Here is a 19,564-nt window from a genome sequence, read left to right as displayed (position 1 = left end):
TATGTTATTTATTTTCAATTGTTTATCACACAACGCAATCGTTTGTAATTGATTTTACTTTTATTTGAACTTATTTTAAAAAATGAATAAGGATGAAATTCCTATATTTGGAAAATTTTATTGGCTATTTAAAATGGCAAGGCATCTGTAGGTAATCTGTTACTAATAAGCTCCTAAACCAATTAATTTTTCCTTATTATAATGATTAAACGATGCTGATAAATACGGGAATTACAAAAGCGGGATCAACACATTATCTCCGTAGGATATTTATTATATTCCTGGTATTTATTTTCCTCCTCACTTCTGGCTCGCTGTTTTTGAGAAACTCCATTTCAGAAAAACTGCAATACGTAGGCCAGCACTACAAAGACCCGCTGCAGGCACAGGAAATCAATAATATTCTGTTGGATTTAAACAGCGCAGAAAATGATTTTCAGAAGGCAAGTTTATATGGTGGCAGCGATAAACTGGAAACCTATAAAACAAAACTCACCAATGTTTTTAGCCAGATCAATATCATACTCGATAAGTATAAATCTAATATCCCTCAATATTTTCCACAGGGTAAGGGGCAGCTTGAAAAAGCATTTAACCGTAAATTACAAATATCAAAAGAGGTATTAGAACTTAAACACCGGTTTGATTCTCTTTTAACGGTAACAACCATTAGGGGCATACAAGGGGAGAGCAATAAAACTATTGTGGCTGCTTATCAACACCGGCACCATACTAATATAACAAAAGCCAAAGCTGATACATTGGTAAAAGATATAAAAGCGCCCGGCAGTAAAAAAGGGTTCTTTAAGCGGCTTAGGGATGCCTTTAGCAATAAAAACCAGGCGGGTAATACCGTTAGGGTGATTACAGTTAACCGGGTAAAACAGATCAGCGATTCTGTGACGCGATCATTGGTTAAAAAGCAGAATTTATCGGTTGAACAACTGGTGAAGGAACTCAATGAAGAAAACAATCATCTTACCCAATCAAACAAACAGCTGATTGGTGCTAATCTTGACCTGGTTATCCAGCTTCATCAGCTCATACAGGAATTGAAGGATATGCACATTAACGCCTGGGATATAAGCCGGAATGAAGCACTGGCGCAATACCAGATGGCAACGGGCGAGCTTAATAATTTTACAGGTGTGGCCATTATTATGGTCCTTGTTTTTATCATCCTGTTGCTTATTTACATCCGCAAAGCAGGAAGGGCAGAAGATCTTTATCTTTCAGAAAATGAAAGAGCCGTTGCTCTTGCCGAGCAAAAATCTGAGTTGCTGGCCATTATGAGTCATGAAATCCGTAATCCGCTCACAACCATTACAGGAACAATTTATATTTTAAACAAGACCATTCGCGCACCTGATCAGCAAAAACGATTGGCTTCCATGAATCACGCGGCGCAAATGCTGATGGAAACCATTAATAATATTTTGGATGCCAGTAAGATAGATCATCAGAAAGATGAAGTACTTAACTTATCTGAGTTTAACCCCTGCCTGGAAATTAGCCAGGCGATAGCGGCCATGAGCTTTCTTGCAGAGAATAAACAAATTTATTTAACTGCAGAATTTGATGGGAATGAAGAAGTATTGGTTCTTGGAGATGTTTTCCGGCTAAAACAGGTGATGATTAATTTATTGGGTAACGCCATTAAATACACAGAAAGCGGAGGCGTAACCGTTAAGGTTAGTTTGCGGTCGATTGACGAACAGCAGCAAAAACTGTTAGTGCGTATAATAGATACCGGAACAGGCATCCCTAAAGAAAAACAAGCCAAGTTATTTACAAGATATTACCAGGCCGATCGTTCAATGGGTAAACCGGGTACCGGCCTTGGTCTTTATATTTGCCACCAGCTTCTTGTGTTGCAACAAGGAAACATCGGCGTGGAGAGTGACGCAGGAAAAGGTAGCTGTTTTTACTTCAATATCCCTTATCAAAAGGCAGGCTAAATATTATGGTTTTATCCTAAAAGCATCTTGTCATTTCCCTTGCATATATGAAACATTCACGCTATCTTTGCACCCACAATTAACAGAATATTTAACGCTTTAATATTATTCAAGTAATGTATTTAGGTAAAGAAGCAAAGGCTGAGATCTTTGCAAAACACGGTAAAGGTGCTACAGACACAGGATCTGCAGAAGGACAAGTAGCATTATTCACCACCCGTATTGCACATTTAACTGGTCACCTGAAAAAGAACAAACATGATTTTTCAACCCAGTTGTCACTACAAAAATTAGTAGGTAAACGCCGTGCATTGCTGGCATACTTATTCAAAAAAGACATTGAAAGATATCGTGCTATCATCAAAGCTTTACAGCTAAGGGATATCATTAAGTAATTCTCTCCTTTTTTATTTAAAAGCCATCCCAAGTTTGGGGATGGCTTTTTTACTTTTGCATACATTATAGGCCACCTGTTAAAAAGCTTATAAATCATTGCCGGTAACAGGCAATTATATACTGAAACTAATATTACACACATAAAAAACCGGTGTGCTCCGAAAGATGAAAAGTGCACCACAAACAAAAGAAGATGAGTTTAAACGTAATTAAAAAAGTTATTGATTTAGGTGACGGCCGCACCATTGAGATCGAAACAGGTAAACTGGCTAAACAGGCAGATGGCTCTGTAGTTATTAAAATGGGTGATACCATGTTATTGGCTACTGTAGTATCATCACGGGAAGCAAAAGAAGGAGTTGATTTTTTACCTCTTTCTGTTGATTACCAGGAAAAATACGCTGCCACCGGACGTATCCCGGGTGGTTTTTTACGCCGTGAGGCGCGTTTATCAGACTATGAGGTTTTAATCTCGCGTTTGGTTGACCGTGCTTTACGTCCGTTGTTCCCTTCAGATTATCACGCTGATACACAGGTGATGATTTCTTTAATTTCGGCAGATAAGGACATCATGCCTGATTGCCTTGCCGGTTTGGCAGCATCAGCAGCATTGGCTGTATCTGATATTCCATTTAATGGCCCTATCTCTGAAGTACGTGTTGCTAAAATTGATGGCGAGTTAGTGATCAACCCAACGTTAAGCCAGCTTGAGCGTGCTACTTTAGAATTTATTGTAGCAGGTAGCGAGCATGACATCAACATGGTTGAAGGTGAATCAAAAGAGATTCAGGAAGCTGAATTGGTTGAAGCCATTAAATTTGCACACACTGCTATTAAATTACAGTGTTTAGCTCAAAAAGAATTAACCATTGAAGTTGGCAAAACCGAAAAACGTGTTTACAGCCATGAGCACAGCAATGAAGATTTGAAAAAAGCTATCTACGCTGCTACTTATGACCAGGTTTACGCTATCGCATCTTCTGCATCTGCAAAAGATGAGCGTTCTGCCAAGTTCAAAGAAGTTCGTGATGCTTATATCGCTACTTTAGGCGAGATTGATGATATCACTAAATTCCTTGCTAAAAAATACTATCATGATGTAGAGTATGATGCTATCCGTAACCTTGTATTAGATGAAGGCAAACGTTTAGATGGTCGTACAACTACCCAGATTCGCCCTATATGGAGCGAAGTTAGTTATTTACCATCTGCTCACGGTTCTGCAGTATTCACCCGTGGTGAAACTCAGGCATTAACCACCGTAACATTAGGTGCTAAGGATGATGAGCAAATGATTGATGGCGCGTTCATCAACGGTTACCAAAAATTCCTGTTGCACTATAACTTCCCAGGTTTCTCAACCGGCGAGGTTCGTCCAAACAGGGGTGCTGGTCGCCGCGAAATTGGTCACGGTAACCTGGCCATGCGTTCATTAAAACAAGTATTGCCATCTGAGGATGAAAACCCATACACAATCCGTATCGTTTCTGATATTTTAGAATCAAACGGTTCATCATCAATGGCTACGGTTTGCGCCGGTACATTGGCTTTGATGGATGCGGGTATAAAGATCAAATCGCCGGTATCAGGTATCGCGATGGGATTGATCACCAATGAAATGGGTACTAAATACGCTATCCTGTCTGATATCCTTGGTGATGAAGATCACTTAGGTGATATGGACTTTAAAGTAACAGGTACTGTTAATGGTATTGTTGCCGTACAGATGGATTTGAAAATCAATGGCCTTTCATACGAAGTGTTAACTAACGCTTTAAACCAGGCAAAAGATGGTCGTTTACATATCTTAGGCGAAATGTCTAAGACCCTTACTGCGCCACGTGTTGATTTAAAACCACATGCTCCGCGTATCGTTACCATCAAAATTGATAAAGAATTTATTGGTGCTGTTATCGGGCCCGGTGGTAAAATTATCCAGGAAATGCAACGTGAAACCGGTGCAACTATTTCTATCGAAGAAAAAGATAACCAGGGTATCGTTCAAATTTTTGCCGATAACAAAGCATCTATCGATCAGGCTTTATCACGTATCCGCAATATTGCTTCTAAACCAGAAGTTGGCGAGATATACGAAGGTAAAGTGAAATCAATTATGCCGTTTGGTGCATTTGTTGAAATCATGCCAGGTAAAGATGGTTTGTTGCACATCTCTGAAATAGATCACCGCAGGATTGAGAAAATGGATGGTATATTTGAAGTAGGTGATGAGGTAAGGGTTAAGTTACTTGATGTTGATAAACAAGGTAAATTAAAGTTATCCCGTAAGGCATTATTGCCAAGACCAGAAGCTCCAAAAACAGATAAATAATTCCAGTTTTAAATAAATAACAAAACCCTCTTTATGAGGGTTTTGTTATTTAACTTGTGTTTTTTACACTTTTTTTAAATAAATTAAAACAAAAGGCATTTATTTAAACTTTATATCAGTTAATAAATAGTTGATAAAACCTTAAAGTTCGATCCTGCTTGTAAAAAACATGACTCCTGCTACTAACGATCCTTTAGATTTTCTCAACAATAATCCGCATGGAAAGCAGTCAGGTGCACATACCGATCTGGTCCAGCAATTATTATATGAGATCATCCGCGTTAAAGAATTAATACTGTACTACGATTCCATTCCCAATGGAGGTGGTCAGCTTGGCTCGTCAATTTTGAATGAGCTGGTAGCAGAGGCTTATGGCTCCTTAGTTAATTACGATACGGTACTGATGAAAAAATACTATGATCTGTTGCTTAACTGTGATTAAGTTGCCCCCTAACCCCCTAAAGGGGGAATGATAAGCATATTTCTTTCATAAAGATCAATCATGCCGATTTATTTCGGCATCCCCCCTTGTAAGGTATATTTCATGCTGACACTAGCCCTGTGTGATCCTGAAACAAGTTGAGGCGGACGGGCTGCCAAAAACTTTACAAATAATTACTTTTTGCCGACCTTGGGTTTTATATATTTGCATATGAACCACCTAATAGCACCATCAATTTTAGCTGCCGATTTTGCCAACTTGCAACGTGATATTGAAATGATCAATAAAAGCGATGCCGATTGGGTGCACGTTGATGTTATGGATGGCATGTTTGTGCCAAACATCTCCTTTGGTTTCCCGGTTGTTGCAGCCACTAAAAAGCACGCCACCAAACCGCTGGATGTACATTTAATGATTGTTGATCCCGACCGTTATTTGAAGGCTTTTAAGGATGCCGGCGCGGATGGTATGACCGTTCACTATGAAGCATGCCCTCATTTGCACCGTACTATACAAGCCATCAAAGAACTTGGCTGCAGGGCAGGAGTGGCCCTTAACCCGCATACTCCGGTTGCCTTGCTTGAGGATATCATCGCCGACCTGGATATGGTGCTTATCATGTCTGTAAACCCAGGCTTTGGCGGACAGAAATTTATTGATAATACCTACAAGAAACTCAACGACTTAAAACAACTTAGCCAAAAGAAAAATCCAGGTTTACTGATAGAAGTTGATGGCGGAGTTGGTGAGCATAATGTAACAAAATTGTTAGATGCTGGTGCAAATGTGCTGGTTGCAGGCAATTCTGTGTTCTCCTCGGCCAATCAGCTGGGTGCTATATCAAACCTTAAATACCCCGAAAAGTTATTACAATTGTAATAATTACTACTAACCCAATAGGATTAATTTAAAATTTGCAATCAAAAAGGCTTTTGTTGATTAATTGTATATTTTTTCAAAAAATGTAAATAATCTCTATATATTTTGTCAAATTAATTAACTTCGGCCCAACTAAATACAAAGTTCCTAATCAAGTATTCAGAACCTACAATTCGTTAATTATATGAAACATAATTTTGGTGCCGGACCAGGCATTTTACCTCACGAAGTTTTAAAACAAGCTTCAGAGGCGGTTATTGATTTTAATGGTACAGGATTATCATTGCTGGAGATCTCTCACAGATCAAAAGAATTTGAAGCAGTTTTGGATGAAGCTGTTGCATTGGTAAAAGAATTATTCAGTGTACCAGAAGGTTATTCGGTATTATTTTTACAGGGCGGCGCAAGTACACAATTTGCAATGGCTCCTTATAACCTGCTGCCATCGAATGGCAAAGCTGCTTACCTTGAAACAGGCGTATGGGCAAACAAAGCTTTAAAAGAAGCTAAATATTTTGGCGAAGTGGAGATTGTTGCCTCATCAAAAGCAAGCAACTTTACTTACATCCCTAAAGATTATACTATCCCTGCTGATGCGGCTTACTTCCACATTACATCAAACAATACCATTTATGGTACACAGTTACAGGAGTTCCCTAAATCACCAATCCCGGTTGTTTGCGATATGTCGTCAGATATATTTAGCCGCAAAATCAACGTTGCCGATTTCGGTTTGATTTATGCCGGTGCTCAAAAAAATATGGGCCCTGCAGGTGTTACTTTGGTAATTGTTAAGGATGAGATCCTGGGCAAAGTTGATCGTAAGATCCCGGCTATGTTGAATTACCAAACACAAATTGAAGGTGGTTCTATGTACAATACTCCACCGGTATTTGCTATCTATGTTTCTATGCTTACCTTAAACTGGTTAAAGGCCAAAGGTGGTGTTGAAGCTATTGAGCAGGAAAACATTACCAAAGCAAGGGTGTTGTATGAAGAAATTGAGCGCAACCCTATATTTAAACCTGTTTGTGCTGTTGAAGACCGCTCACACATGAACGTTACCTTTGTAATGGAAAATCCAGAATTGGAAAAACCATTCCTTAAACTATGCGACGAAAGAGGGATAGTTGGTATTAAAGGCCACAGAAGTGTTGGTGGTTTCAGAGCATCAATATATAACGCATTGCCAATAACCAGCGTTTACGCGCTGATTGATGTAATGCAGGAGTTTGCTGAATTAAATAAGTAGTCGTCGTTCATTAGTTCACTGGTTCATTAGTTCATTAGGACTTGATGAATAAGGCCGGTGAACTATTAAACTAAATAAATTAACTCTAAATCGTTTATTAGTTCCCCGTTCGTTCATCAGGTTGTTAAATATTTAACGCAACATACCAATGAACCAATGAACTAATGAACCAATGAACTAACAAGATGATCAAAATATTAGCTAATGACGGTATCGACCCAATTGGGAAACAACTTTTAGAAGAAGCTGGTTTCTTTGTTGATACTAATAACATCCCACAGGATGAACTATCTGTTAAATTACAAGAGTACGATGCCATTACCGTGCGTAGTGCTACCAAAGTGCGTAAAGCATTAATTGACGCTTGCCCTAATCTTAAGGTAATCGGTCGTGGTGGTGTTGGTATGGATAACATTGATGTTGAATACGCAAGGGAAAAAGGCCTTAGCGTTTATAACACGCCTGCATCTTCATCATTATCAGTAGCCGAACTTGTTTTTGCAAGTTTATTTAGCGCGGTAAGATTTTTGCCAGATAGCAACCGTAAAATGCCTGTTGAAGGTGGTGCCAAATTTAACGATCTGAAGAAAGCTTATGCAAAAGGTATTGAACTGCGTGGTAAAACTTTAGGTATTGTTGGCTTTGGCCGTATTGGCAAAGAAGTAGCTAAAATAGCTATTGGCGTAGGTATGGAAGTTTTGGCTTACGATTTGTTCCCTTTTAACCCTGAGTTGGATATTGTTTTAGGTGGTGGTACAACAGTAAAAGTAGCTGTTAAAACTTCAACCTTAGATGAGATCATCAAAACCGCTGATTTTATTACTCTGCATACTCCATTTATCGACAAAGCTCTTTTTGGCGCCGAAGAATTGGCTCAAACTAAAAAAGGTGTTGGCCTGGTAAATATTTCACGTGGTGGTTTAATTGACGAGCTTGCTTTGATCGACGCCTTAAACAGCGGTCAGGTTTCGTTTGCTGCTTTAGATGTATTTGATAACGAGCCAACTCCCCGTGAAGAAATATTAAAGCACCCTAAAATTTCTTTAACTCCTCACATTGGTGCTGCCACCAACGAGGCCCAGGAAAGAATAGGTGTTGAATTGGCTAATCTGATCATAGATCACTTTAAGAAATAATTGACACGAATAGCCCGAATTGATTCGGGCACGAATTTCACGAATAAAAACGAATGGCACGAATTCCTAAAGAGTTCGTGCCATTTGTGTTAAACAGAATGTCTAAAAAAACTTTTTGTCATCCTGAACGATAGTGAAGGATCTATTATTCGCTATACTTTTTCGCCCTGTACAGTCTGCAAATAGATCCTTTGTTCCTCAGGATGACAAACTTTTCAAACGTCATTTTCCTTTCAGTGTCCCCGGATAGTAAAACTTACAGCAACGACATAGTGTATTAGAGGACGTAAGTCAAATCCTTCTCAGGTATCGTAACCGTATATCCTTCTTCTTCCAATGAGTTAGCCAGTAGTTTCATGCTTTCGCCTTCGCCATGGACAAGGAATACATTCTTCAATTTGGCTTTATTCTGCTGTTTTACGTTGTCTAACAGGTCCTGGTGATCACCGTGGGCGCTTAGTACATCCGTTTGTTTAATGGTGGCGTAAACGGCCAGTTCGCGGTCTTTAATGTGAACTATGGGATCGCCGCGCAATAAACGGTGGCCTAAAGTTCCCTTGGCGCAATAGCCAATGAAGAGGATAGTACAGTAATAATTCTGGATGTTATAAAACAGGTGATCCTGGATACGGCCACCTTCCAGCATTCCAGCTGATGAGATGATGATACAGGGTTCGTAGTAGTTCGAGATCTGCCGGCTATCTTTCAGGTTTTCAACGTAGGTAAGATTATCAAATTCAAACTCATCGCCTTTATCCTTATAAAAATCCTGAGCTTCCTGGTTTACCAGGCTATGATATTTTCTGAAGATGCCGGTTGCTATGGTAGCCATAGGGCTATCAACAAAAACCTTAACCTGGGGCAACAAGCCTTCGCTAAAGATCTTGTTTAAAGAGTATACTAATGATTGGGTGCGCCCTATGCTAAAAGCCGGGATAATTAAACGTCCTTGCTCTCTTACACAGGCTTTATCAATAACCTCTATCAATGTTTCCTCTACCGATTTACCTTTGGTGTGGTAACGACCGCCATAGGTTGATTCTGATACCAGGAAATCAACAGGAGGTAATTCCTGCGGATCATTTAATACCGGGTAGTTTTTCCTGCCAATATCGCCGGTAAAGGCAATAGATTTTTCTTCGCCATTCTCGATCACTTTTAAAACTGCTGCTGCTGCACCCAACAGGTGCCCAACCGGGATAAAAGTAAGTTCGATATTGCCGTTTATCCTGAAAGGGCGGTTAAAGCCTATGGTAACAAAGCGGTCAACCGTATCCATTACGTGTTTTTGCAGGTATAGGGGTTGCTGGCCGTTGCCGGAGTTAAATTTCCCTTTACCACGTTTCCGGTTACCTTTAGCCTTGTTCATGAAGATACTTACAGAATCAAGTAAAAGCAATTCGGTAAGATCGGCAGTAGGAGGGGTGCAAAGGATCTGTCCGTTAAATCCTAACCTTACCAGGGTAGGCAAATTTCCGGAGTGATCGATATGTGCATGTGTAAGTATTACAACGTCAATCTCTTCGGCGCGAAAAGGGAAGTTCTCGTTTGATTGTATGCTGCGGTCCTTCTCATAATCCAGCCCGCAATCTATTAATATTTTATATTGGTCAACCTCCAGCAAATGCATGCTTCCGGTTACCTGTTGGGCTGCCCCGTGTATGGTTAATTTCATTTTATAAGTCCATGGGCAATGATCATTATACCATAGCCTCTAAATACCTTTTTGGGTTTTCGGTTTAATATCCGAACTTTTATTTAAATAATGATAATCCGTGAAAGATAATTACGAATTAGTTACTCTGCGATTCAAATTGCAGCTGGCTTAAATACCGGTAAAGTCCCTGCTCGTTGCCAATCAGTTCCTGGTGGCTGCCGCTCTCGATGATTTCGCCTTTTTCCAGCACAATGATCTTATCAGCTTCGCGGATGGTTGACAGGCGGTGGGCAATGATAATGGAAGTTCGGTCTTTCATCAATTCCTCAAGAGCTTCCTGAACCAGGCGTTCTGATTCAGAATCTAATGATGACGTGGCCTCATCCAAAATCAATATTGATGGGTTTTTTAATAATGCCCTCGCTATGGCAATCCGCTGGCGCTGACCGCCAGAAAGTTTTACACCACGCTCGCCAACAATGGTTTCATAGCCTTCCGGAAAAGATGTAATGAACTGATGCGCGTTTGCACGTTTAGCAGCCTGTATAATATCTTCTTTTGAAGCATTGAGCCTTCCGTAGGCGATGTTTTCCATTATCGATCCGCCAAATAACAATACATCCTGCGGAACAATGGCCACCTGGTTACGGATATCGGTAATAGAATAATCTGCTGCCGGCCGGCCATCAAATAAAATTGTGCCGTTTTGCGGATGATAAAACTGCAGGATCAACGAAGCCATAGTTGATTTTCCCGAGCCGCTTGGACCAACAATAGCCACTTTTTGTCCGGCAGAGGCATCAAAAGAAATACCTTTTAAAATAGTAAGTTCTGACCTGGAAGGGTAGGCAAACACCACATTGTTGAAAGATAGATCGCCTTTGATTAGTTGATCAACCTGGTTGTTGTTTTCAACCATTGAGATATCTTCGCCATGTTCGGCCAATATCTCCAGCACACGCTCACTTGCGCCTACGGCCTTTTGCAGGTTGGCATAAAGATCAGGGAAACTACCCATGGCTGCACCTACAAATATGGAGTACATGATAAACGTGGTTAAATCACCTACCAGAATTTCGCCATGACTAACCAATACCGAGCCATACCAAATAACGCCCACAAATGTACCAAACAAACAAAATACAATAAATGAGGCAAAAATTCCGCGGAATTTGGCCCCTTTTACAGCTATGTCAACAACGTTTCGCAAAATTTTATCATAGCGCGTGGCTTCATACGCCTCATTTACAAATGCCTTTACATTGGCAATACCCTGAAGTGTTTCCTCCACAATGGTGTTTGATTCGGCGAGCTTGTCCTGGGCCTGGCGAGAAAGTTTACGAATAAATTTTCCGAAAAATACTGCAAATGCTACCAGGAATGGCAAAATAGCCAGCAGGGCAAGGGTCAATTTAATAGATACTATTGCCAGTAAAATAACACTGCCCACCATGATCACTAATTGCCTGATGATCTCGGCAATGGTAGTTGTTAAGGTATCCTGTATTTGTGAAAGATCGGCAGATATACGGCTGTTCAATTCACCAACGCGGCGGTTGGCAAAAAAGTTCATAGGCAGGGTGATCAGCTTAAAATAGGTATCCCGCCTGATATCGGCCAGTGAGCGCTCGGCAACCTGTACAAACCATACCACTCTAAAAAAAGATATAAATGCCTGCCCAAACAATATGATAAAACCGGCAATGGCAATTGCATTTAAGCTGTGCGGTAAATAAGGGTATTTAAATTTGCCCTGTGCTGCATCAATCAAAGCACCCAGTATAGCGGGGAATGCGAGGCCAACCAGGCTTGATATAAATAAGAATAGCATACCGGCTATAAATTTACCCCGGTAAGGTTTTATGTAGGTGAGCAGTTTCCGTATGTTTTGGATGCTTTGCCTGTTTATTTTTGCTTTAGGTAATTCGGTCTCGGTCTTAGCGCCACTGTTCAGTCGTCCTCTTGCCATTTATAGTTTTATAGTTACGAGCGCGAAATTACACCTAAACTTTATTTTTTTTGTAAATAAGATATAAAATTGACGCAAGCATGAGCGCAATTATAGTTATATAGATAAAGTTTGAGGTTCCCTTTTGCTCTGCAGCGGCTTTAAGCTGCGCATTTTGCGCGCTAAGTTTTTTTATGGTAGCTATAAAACCCTGGTTTATGGTTTCTGCCTCTTTGCTGTGGCTTTGAATCTGCCTTTGCTGAAAAGCGCGGTACTCCAGTAATATCTTTAGCTCTTTATAAATGTTATCGTCCGTTTTTACGATGTCCATCAAAATACTGTTTGACCGGCGGATATCATCTTTGGTTTGTAAACCGAAGATTCCGGTATGCTGACTTAAACTTTGGCTGTACTGCCCAAATTTTTGTTTGCGTACGGCCAGCATGGAATTAATTTTTTTGCGCTGAAGCTGGTATGCAATTGAATCTGCATTAAACTGAGATTGCGCTAAAAGATCGCCCACTGCAAAAAAACACAGCAAGCCAAGCAGTATTAGTTTCTTCATATATTATACTTTACTGAAATTCAATGATCACTTTGTCATTAAGGTTTAAACCTAATAAACCACTCGCGTTGCCTTTGTTTATAGCAATTTCTAAATGATCGCTGATGCCAAAAAGGCATAATTTTTCACCGATAGGGACTTCATTATAATGCCAGCTGAGGTGGTTAATGGTTTCGTTCCGCTTAAAATTGAGTACAAAACGCCGGCCTTGTTGCACATTATTAAAAAATTCCTTGGTAATATTGGTGATCACATTTTGGAACGAATCGATATAAATAACCACGCCTTTTATCAGGTTTTTCTCGATAACAGGCTGTAGGTTCATTTTGTTTTCAATTTCGTGTGTAGGTATGCCAATCTCGTTAAGTTTTCCACCTTTTGCCAGGTGACACGCCGCCTTAACAAAAATATCAGCCAACGGAAAATGAAGAAATTTAAGGTCCTGCATAATGTTGATCTCTACAATCTCTTCAGGGTCGGTATCAAACATCAGCGAGAAAATTCCATTATCGGCCCCTACAAAATAATGTTTTTTGTACCTTACTGCCAGGTACTTTGTATGATCACTATAAACAGTATCAATACCAATAAGATGCACAGTATCCTCGGGGAAGTAATAAAAACTATTTTTTAATATAAACGCAGCCTGTTGTACGTTAAATGCCGCTACACTGTTGGTAATATCAACAATATTCACTGTAGGCAATAATTTATAGATGCTTCCTTTTAAAGTAGCTTGATAAATGTCCTTATCGCCCAAATCAGTAGTTAATGTTATTATTGCCATTAATTTTATAATATTTATTGCTAATCTTGTAATAGCATTTGAAGCTACAAATATTCAATTTTTAATTCATAAAAATCTGTAACTAAAAAATCAATTAGTATTGAACGAACTTAAGCTATCAATTGAAAACGTAAATCCAGCCGTATTGTGGGGGCCTAATAATGATCATTTTGAGATCATTAAGAAACAATATCCCAAGCTTAAATTAGTTGCACGAGGCAATGAAATAAAAGTTTTGGGTGATGATCACGAACTAAATGTTTTCCAGGAAAAATTCTCGCATCTGCTGCAACATGTAGAAAAATTCGAGAACCTGAACATTACCGATCTTGAACGTATTTTAGGATCAAAAGTTAATACCGGGCCATCTACAGACCAGGTAGCCGATAAATTTGCCAGTGGCGAGGTAATTGTTTTTGGCCCGAATGGCGTAATGGTGAAAGCCCGTACAGCCAATCAGCGCAAAATGGTTGATAGTATTAATACGAGCGATATTCTTTTTGCCATTGGGCCCGCAGGTACCGGTAAAACCTATACCGCGGTAGCTTTAGCCGTGCGCGCACTAAAAAACAAAGAGATAAAACGAATTATTTTAACCCGGCCGGCTGTTGAGGCAGGGGAGAACCTCGGCTTTTTACCCGGCGACCTTAAAGAAAAGATTGATCCGTATTTAAGGCCGCTGTACGATGCCTTGGATGATATGATTCCGGCGGAGAAATTGAAGTTTTACCTGGAGAACCGAACCATTGAAATAGCACCACTGGCATTTATGCGTGGCCGTACACTTGATAATTGTTTTGTGATATTGGATGAAGCCCAAAATGCTACCGATATGCAGCTCAAGATGTTCCTGACACGTATGGGGCCATCGGCTAAGTTTATAGTAACAGGCGATGTTACCCAGATAGATTTACCAAAAAAACAACAATCGGGCTTACATACCGCGTTACGCATACTAACGGATATAAGTGGAATAGAAATAGTATACCTAAGCGGCGAAGACGTAGTTCGCCATAAACTGGTACGTAAAATATTAGCAGCTTACGGAGATATACAATAAAAGGGATATCCAATAAAATAAAGAGATAAGAATCAAGAGTCAAGAATCAAGAAGCTGCAATTTCCTGTCTTGATTCTTGATTCTAAATTCTTGACTCTCATATGAACGCAATAAAAGAAACACATTTTAATTTCCCCGGGCAAACCGGCTACTATAAAGGCAAGGTACGGGATGTTTATACTATTGATAATAAGTACCTGGCTATGGTGGTATCTGACAGGATATCGGCATTTGATGTTGTACTGCCAGAAGCTATTCCTTATAAAGGACAAGTGCTTAACCAGATAGCAGCCCGTTTTTTAGAGGCAACAAGTGATATTGTACCCAATTGGGTTATATCCGTTCCAGACCCAAGTGTTACCATCGGTCGTATTTGCGAGCCTTTTAAGGTAGAGATGGTAATTCGTGGATATTTGGCCGGCCATGCCGCGCGCGAATATGCTGCCGGCCGCAGGCAGGTTTGTGGTGAGGCATTGCCAGAAGGCTTAAAGGAAAATGATATTCTTCCTGAGCCTATCATCACCCCAACCACTAAAGCATCAGTAGGGCATGATGAGGATATTTCAAAAGAGCAAATACTGGCTCAGCATATTGTAGCCGCAGATGATTACGAAAAGCTGGAAGCCTATACCAAAGCGCTGTTTAAACGCGGAACCGAAATAGCAGCGAAGCAAGGATTGATCCTGGTTGATACCAAATATGAATTTGGTAAGATTGGTGATGATATCTATCTGATTGATGAGATCCACACGCCCGATTCTTCGAGGTATTTTTACAAGGAAGGGTATGAGGAGCGGCAGCAAAAAGGAGAGCCGCAAAAACAACTTTCAAAAGAGTTTGTAAGGAAGTGGCTTATAGAAAACGGTTTTCAGGGTAAAGACGGGCAGGTTGTTCCTGTTATGACGGAAGAAATTGTAGAGTCTATATCTGAACGGTACATTGAGCTATACGAGCAAATTACAGGCGAGGCCTTCATAAAATCAGACACGGAGAATGTTTTAGCCAGGGTTGAAGGGGCTATAAAGCTCGCGCTTAATAATATGTAATTTTTATTTCCACGTAAAATAATCTTATCTTAGCTTAATAATCCCAGGAAGAATGAAATTTGCTGTCGATAAACACGAGAAATACATTTTGGTGAAACTCAATGAATCAAAATTGAATTCATTAGTAACTCCTCAGTTGAAATCCGAGTTGATATTGATCAATACGGAAGGACAAAGAAATATAATTCTTGATCTTTCACAAGTAAAATTTGCGGATTCATCCGGCTTAAGCAGCTTGTTGGTAGGTCATCGTTTATGTAAAAACGCCAGCGGCGTTTTTATACTCGCTGGTTTAAATGACGCTGTTTCGCGTTTAATAACTATATCTCAACTGGATAACGTACTCACTATAGTTCCAACTTCTGAAGAAGGCATCGACCTTATTTTTATGGAAGAGATTGAAAAGGAACTAAAAAAAGAATCAAGATAATCCAATGATTGTTTCCCGGGTATGAAATTTGAGTTAACAATACTTGGAAGCAGTTCGGCCACTCCCATTTTTAACAGAAATCCTTCAGCACAAGTGCTCAATATTAATGAGCACTTGTACTTAGTTGATTGCGGCGAAGGTACTCAACAGCAAATGCTGCGTTTTGATATCAAAGCAAGCCGTATCGATTATATATTTATAAGCCACCTGCATGGCGACCATTACCTGGGCCTGGTAGGACTACTGTCGTCCATGCATCTAAACGGACGAAAAAAAAATCTTTATCTTTTTGGCCCTCCGCATTTAATGGAGATCATTGATCTGCAATTAAAATATTCAGAAACTACATTGCATTTCCCTTTGGTGTTTACACAAACCAACGCTCAAAAAGCCGAAGTTATTGTAGATAATAATGATATCGTTGTAGAAACAATTCCGCTAAATCACCGCATCGATTGCACCGGTTTTGTCTTCAGAGAGAAGAAACGGTTAAGGAAGCTGCGTAAGGAGGTAATAGAAGAAATAAAGATCCCGGTGCCGTATTTTACTGCCCTAAAAAAAGGTGCCGATTATACTTCACCATCCGGGAAGGTTTATAAGAATGAGGACCTAACCATTGATTCTGACGAGCCTAAATCTTATGCTTATTGTTCAGATACTTTGTACGGTGAGCAATATTTTAAACAGATAGCGAACGCTACACTGCTATACCATGAGGCTACCTTTTTAAATGATATGTTGGATAGGGCAAATGATACCCATCATACTACCGCATTACAGGCCGGTGAAGTTGCATTAAAAACAAATGCCAAAAGATTGGTGATTGGCCACTTCTCTGCCCGGTATAAAACCCTGAATGAGTTATTGGATGAAGCTAAGAGCGTTTTCCCCGAAACTGAACTGGCCATTGAAGGAAGAATATTTAATATATAACAGACCTGAAACGGCTCTCGCACAATCAGGGAAATCTAAAAATTAAACTTTAATCCGCCCTTTTCAACTGTTTGAAAGTTGGACATTAAAAGTCATTCTTTAACGGGCTCTAAGAAGCTGTTTAAATTTGATTTATTAATGTTTTTATACTTCTAATGAAGCACATATCTACACGTCATTGCTGAGGCACGAAGCAATCTCTAAGCTGTACAGAGGGGCTCTACAGGGCCAATCTGCCTATGTAGAGATTGCTTCGTACCTTACAGTAATGACGATCTATTTATTTGTTTTTAGACAGCCTCTAAGATTCGAATGCCCGGTTAATTATCTTTTTTAAAGAGCCATTGGCTCAAAGATATTGTAACAACGGATTTTAATCCGTTGCTTATAAACCAAATAAAAATGAGTGCCGTAGGCACGGTGCATATTTAAGTAGATACCGGAATTTCCCATTGATTATATGCTAAATAACAGTTAACAGCAGAGTATATGGGCCGAAGCTATGGTTCTTTTTATGTGCTGCTTCTTTTTCAACGGATTAAAATCCGTTGTTACAATATGAGCCGTGGCTACGCCACTGATTTATTAAAAAAGCAATCTTGACTCTTGCTAACAATCCTGACCCTGCAAAGTCCCAGAGCCTTCTTTTATAAAGTTGTTTGTAAAAGAGGCCCATACAGCCTATAACTAAAAAATAAAAAGCTGAGCAGATATCGTCTGTTCAGCTTTTTATCTTATATCGCGATATTGTTTTTAGTCCTTTTTACCACCAAAAACAGAGAAACTTACATAGCGTTTTGGATGCGCTTTCAAGTCAATGAACAGGTTATTCAGGTTGTTTGATGCATCAGCCAGGTTTTTATAAACCTTATCATCATTCATTAACAAACCAAGTGTACCCTGGTTGGTATTTATCCTTGCAATAGCAGCCTGCAAATCGGCCATGGCTTTGTTAGCGTTATCCAGTGTGTTTTTAATGTTTGATGCGGCAACATCATTACTAACCTTTTCAAAATTGGATGTGATGCCGTTTACGTGTATCGTGCTGGTTTTTAAATTAGCAGATACAACTTCGGCATTTGAAAGTATGGCATCAATGTGGGTTGTTTGCGTACCCACCAAATTATCGATCTTTTTGGTAACACCTTCTAATGTTTGCAATGAGTTTGCAATACTCATGAAGCTGCGGTCAACATTTTTTTGAAAGTTTGGATTCAATATTTTGTTGATAGCTGCCAGGGATGAATCCAGCTTTGTCATTAACTGTTCGGCCTTTTTTTGAATTGGCTGCAGGCTTTCGGCCAGGCTTCCCTGTATATCAGCCTTCAAGGTGTCTTTGTTTTCGGCAAGTATTTTACTGTTGCCCAGTTCAAAAACTATAGCTTTACTCCCCAACAGGTCGGTGCTTTCCAGCTTTGCAAGGGTGTTGTTTGGTACATCGTATTTTTCTTCAATTTTAAATTCTACGATGGTGCGGCCATCTGGTTGAAGTTCCATTTTAGAGATCCTACCAATCTGGAATCCATTAACCAGCACAGGTTTTGATACGCCTAAGCCTTCAACACTGTTATAAACTGCATAAAATTTATTTGATCCCGAAAAAACATCGTTACCCTTTAAAAAACTATATCCTAAAATAAGTATAGTAATGGAAATTACCGTAAGTGCTCCAATTTTTGTTTCGTTTGAAATTTTCATTAAGTAAGATTGTGATGTTGTTTAAATTCTTTGAGGGCACTTGCTTGTACCAGGAGCAATATTTGTTAACTTTTAATATACGTTTAACCTGCTACTTAAGTTTGGCAGAAAACGCAAAGTAAATGCTTTTATTATTGCGATACCTTTTCAACTTCGTTTTTATAGTTTAATAAAGCGCGTACTATTGAACTTACAATTTCATTTTGTCCATCTTCCGAGTTTAAGTATTCTTCGTCTTTAGGGTTATTTATATAACCGGTTTCTACTAAAACCGAGGGCATTGCGGTATGGCATAACACATATATACCCTGCTCCCTTAAGCCTTCACTTGGGCGGCCGTCTGTTTGCACAAACTCGTTGTTAATTAACGTGGCCAGCTTTATGCTTTGCTGCCTGAATTTTCTTTTATACTCATTGGTTAAAATGATGGTGATAGGGTCATCGGGGTCTAAGCCGGCATCCATTCCAGAGTCTTCTTCAACCTGGTTGTGTATAATCGTCTTTTCTTCCTCTTTAGAACGGTGCAATCCGTACACCAATAATAAAACCCCTTTGCCAGAACGGTCTGGTAAGCTAACCGTTCGGTAAACTGGTTTATGATGTTTGGTGCCCACCTGTTCCCTTACGCGCCTGTCAGATAATGAATTGCAGTGTATGGATATGAAAATATTTCCCTTGTTTTCGTTGGCAATTTCCGCGCGTCTTTCAAAAGAAACGTCATCTTCTGTTGTACGGGTTAAAACTGCTTTTACGCCCGTCATATCTTTTTCTATGGCATTTTGCAATTTTAAGGCAATGGCAAGCGTTACATTTCTTTCTGAAGAAAAAGAGCCGGATGCACCATGAGAGAAATGACCTTCTGTGCTTGAAGGTTTGCCACCGTGCCCCGCATCAATAACAATAGTTTTTATTTTAAAACCGCTATTAATAACAGTATCTGCTTTTATAAAACCATAAGATGTAACCGGAAAACATGAAACAAGTGCCAGCAAAACCGATAAACTATAAATGAATCTTTTCAATGCCCTATTTTTCATTATTTTTGAAC

At 39.6% G+C, this 19,564-nt stretch carries 17 protein-coding genes; 11 read left to right on the top strand and 6 right to left on the bottom strand.

Annotated features, from left to right (window positions below):
• Positions 1–212 precede the first annotated feature (212 nt).
• From Q0R88_RS09375 to Q0R88_RS09345, 7 genes are all read left to right on the top strand, one after another.
• Positions 213–1,958 (top strand): ATP-binding protein, encoded by a 1,746-nt coding sequence (locus Q0R88_RS09375; protein WP_295715378.1) that lies wholly within the window; start codon positions 213–215, stop codon positions 1,956–1,958.
• Positions 1,959–2,074: 116 nt separating this feature from the next.
• Positions 2,075–2,353 (top strand): 30S ribosomal protein S15, encoded by a 279-nt coding sequence (gene rpsO, locus Q0R88_RS09370; RefSeq protein WP_076379122.1) that lies wholly within the window; start codon positions 2,075–2,077, stop codon positions 2,351–2,353.
• Between the two features lie 194 nt (positions 2,354–2,547).
• Positions 2,548–4,683, top strand: a complete 2,136-nt coding sequence (pnp, locus tag Q0R88_RS09365) for a polyribonucleotide nucleotidyltransferase (RefSeq protein ID WP_295715373.1) — start codon at positions 2,548–2,550, stop codon at positions 4,681–4,683.
• 169 nt (positions 4,684–4,852) lie between these two features.
• Positions 4,853–5,125, top strand: a complete 273-nt coding sequence (locus tag Q0R88_RS09360) for a hypothetical protein (protein ID WP_295715371.1) — start codon at positions 4,853–4,855, stop codon at positions 5,123–5,125.
• 210 nt (positions 5,126–5,335) lie between these two features.
• Entirely contained in the window at positions 5,336–6,004 is a 669-nt protein-coding gene (gene rpe / locus Q0R88_RS09355; protein ID WP_295715369.1) for a ribulose-phosphate 3-epimerase, read from the top strand.
• Positions 6,005–6,188: 184 nt separating this feature from the next.
• The gene (serC, locus tag Q0R88_RS09350) at positions 6,189–7,256 is read left to right on the top strand and encodes a 3-phosphoserine/phosphohydroxythreonine transaminase (RefSeq protein WP_295715367.1); all 1,068 of its coding nucleotides are present in this window, start codon (positions 6,189–6,191) and stop codon (positions 7,254–7,256) included.
• A 185-nt stretch (positions 7,257–7,441) separates the two neighbouring features.
• Positions 7,442–8,392 (top strand): D-2-hydroxyacid dehydrogenase, encoded by a 951-nt coding sequence (locus tag Q0R88_RS09345; protein ID WP_295715365.1) that lies wholly within the window; start codon positions 7,442–7,444, stop codon positions 8,390–8,392.
• Between the two features lie 277 nt (positions 8,393–8,669).
• Here Q0R88_RS09345 and Q0R88_RS09340 read toward each other — a convergent pair whose 3' ends face one another.
• From Q0R88_RS09340 to Q0R88_RS09325, 4 genes are all read right to left on the bottom strand, one after another.
• Positions 8,670–10,067: an MBL fold metallo-hydrolase gene (locus Q0R88_RS09340; protein WP_295715363.1), complete on the bottom strand. Its 1,398-nt coding sequence runs from the start codon at positions 10,065–10,067 to the stop codon at positions 8,670–8,672.
• Positions 10,068–10,185: 118 nt separating this feature from the next.
• Positions 10,186–12,018, bottom strand: a complete 1,833-nt coding sequence (locus tag Q0R88_RS09335; RefSeq protein ID WP_295715361.1) for an ABC transporter transmembrane domain-containing protein — start codon at positions 12,016–12,018, stop codon at positions 10,186–10,188.
• 34 nt (positions 12,019–12,052) lie between these two features.
• Complete coding sequence (locus tag Q0R88_RS09330; protein ID WP_295715359.1) at positions 12,053–12,562, bottom strand: hypothetical protein; 510 nt, start codon at positions 12,560–12,562, stop codon at positions 12,053–12,055.
• A gap of 10 nt (positions 12,563–12,572) precedes the next feature.
• Positions 12,573–13,349 (bottom strand): SAM-dependent chlorinase/fluorinase, encoded by a 777-nt coding sequence (locus Q0R88_RS09325; protein ID WP_295715357.1) that lies wholly within the window; start codon positions 13,347–13,349, stop codon positions 12,573–12,575.
• Positions 13,350–13,449: 100 nt separating this feature from the next.
• On the opposite strand from Q0R88_RS09325, the gene Q0R88_RS09320 reads away from it, so the two are divergent.
• The 4 genes from Q0R88_RS09320 to Q0R88_RS09305 all read left to right on the top strand — a co-directional run bounded on the left by Q0R88_RS09320 (position 13,450) and on the right by Q0R88_RS09305 (position 16,818).
• Positions 13,450–14,409 carry a PhoH family protein gene (locus tag Q0R88_RS09320; protein WP_295715355.1) on the top strand — a complete coding sequence of 320 codons (960 nt, stop codon included), beginning with the start codon at positions 13,450–13,452 and terminating at the stop codon, positions 14,407–14,409.
• A 101-nt stretch (positions 14,410–14,510) separates the two neighbouring features.
• Positions 14,511–15,455, top strand: a complete 945-nt coding sequence (locus tag Q0R88_RS09315; RefSeq protein ID WP_295715353.1) for a phosphoribosylaminoimidazolesuccinocarboxamide synthase — start codon at positions 14,511–14,513, stop codon at positions 15,453–15,455.
• A 52-nt stretch (positions 15,456–15,507) separates the two neighbouring features.
• On the top strand, positions 15,508–15,885 hold the full coding sequence (locus tag Q0R88_RS09310; RefSeq protein WP_295715351.1) for an STAS domain-containing protein: 378 nt from the start codon (positions 15,508–15,510) through the stop codon (positions 15,883–15,885).
• A 21-nt stretch (positions 15,886–15,906) separates the two neighbouring features.
• On the top strand, positions 15,907–16,818 hold the full coding sequence (locus tag Q0R88_RS09305; protein WP_295715349.1) for a ribonuclease Z: 912 nt from the start codon (positions 15,907–15,909) through the stop codon (positions 16,816–16,818).
• A 753-nt stretch (positions 16,819–17,571) separates the two neighbouring features.
• On the opposite strand, the gene Q0R88_RS09300 is transcribed toward Q0R88_RS09305, so the two are convergent.
• Both Q0R88_RS09300 and Q0R88_RS09295 read right to left on the bottom strand, forming a co-directional pair.
• Entirely contained in the window at positions 17,572–18,516 is a 945-nt protein-coding gene (locus Q0R88_RS09300) for an MlaD family protein (RefSeq protein WP_295715348.1), read from the bottom strand.
• 131 nt (positions 18,517–18,647) lie between these two features.
• On the bottom strand, positions 18,648–19,553 hold the full coding sequence (locus Q0R88_RS09295) for an N-acetylmuramoyl-L-alanine amidase (RefSeq protein WP_295715346.1): 906 nt from the start codon (positions 19,551–19,553) through the stop codon (positions 18,648–18,650).
• Positions 19,554–19,564 lie beyond the last annotated feature (11 nt).

This window comes from Mucilaginibacter sp., from assembly GCF_025362475.1.
Classification (GTDB): Bacteria; Bacteroidota; Bacteroidia; order Sphingobacteriales; family Sphingobacteriaceae; genus Mucilaginibacter.
The sequence above is the reverse complement of the archived record's forward strand: the minus strand, read 5'-3'. Positions and strand labels throughout refer to the sequence as shown.

What these genes read in the sequence shown, in the direction of transcription:
- Q0R88_RS09305 (WP_295715349.1), top strand. Translation starts at nt 15,907, where the DNA reads ATGAAATTTGAGTTAACAATACTTGGAAGCAGTTCGGCCACTCCCATT.
- rpe (WP_295715369.1), top strand. Translation starts at nt 5,336, where the DNA reads ATGAACCACCTAATAGCACCATCAATTTTAGCTGCCGATTTTGCCAAC.
- Q0R88_RS09310 (WP_295715351.1), top strand. Translation starts at nt 15,508, where the DNA reads ATGAAATTTGCTGTCGATAAACACGAGAAATACATTTTGGTGAAACTC.
- Q0R88_RS09375 (WP_295715378.1), top strand. Translation starts at nt 213, where the DNA reads ATGCTGATAAATACGGGAATTACAAAAGCGGGATCAACACATTATCTC.
- Q0R88_RS09315 (WP_295715353.1), top strand. Translation starts at nt 14,511, where the DNA reads ATGAACGCAATAAAAGAAACACATTTTAATTTCCCCGGGCAAACCGGC.
- Q0R88_RS09340 (WP_295715363.1), bottom strand. Translation starts at nt 10,067, where the DNA reads ATGAAATTAACCATACACGGGGCAGCCCAACAGGTAACCGGAAGCATG.
- Q0R88_RS09360 (WP_295715371.1), top strand. Translation starts at nt 4,853, where the DNA reads ATGACTCCTGCTACTAACGATCCTTTAGATTTTCTCAACAATAATCCG.
- pnp (WP_295715373.1), top strand. Translation starts at nt 2,548, where the DNA reads ATGAGTTTAAACGTAATTAAAAAAGTTATTGATTTAGGTGACGGCCGC.
- Q0R88_RS09335 (WP_295715361.1), bottom strand. Translation starts at nt 12,018, where the DNA reads ATGGCAAGAGGACGACTGAACAGTGGCGCTAAGACCGAGACCGAATTA.
- Q0R88_RS09345 (WP_295715365.1), top strand. Translation starts at nt 7,442, where the DNA reads ATGATCAAAATATTAGCTAATGACGGTATCGACCCAATTGGGAAACAA.
- rpsO (WP_076379122.1), top strand. Translation starts at nt 2,075, where the DNA reads ATGTATTTAGGTAAAGAAGCAAAGGCTGAGATCTTTGCAAAACACGGT.
- Q0R88_RS09300 (WP_295715348.1), bottom strand. Translation starts at nt 18,516, where the DNA reads ATGAAAATTTCAAACGAAACAAAAATTGGAGCACTTACGGTAATTTCC.
- serC (WP_295715367.1), top strand. Translation starts at nt 6,189, where the DNA reads ATGAAACATAATTTTGGTGCCGGACCAGGCATTTTACCTCACGAAGTT.
- Q0R88_RS09330 (WP_295715359.1), bottom strand. Translation starts at nt 12,562, where the DNA reads ATGAAGAAACTAATACTGCTTGGCTTGCTGTGTTTTTTTGCAGTGGGC.
- Q0R88_RS09325 (WP_295715357.1), bottom strand. Translation starts at nt 13,349, where the DNA reads ATGGCAATAATAACATTAACTACTGATTTGGGCGATAAGGACATTTAT.
- Q0R88_RS09295 (WP_295715346.1), bottom strand. Translation starts at nt 19,553, where the DNA reads ATGAAAAATAGGGCATTGAAAAGATTCATTTATAGTTTATCGGTTTTG.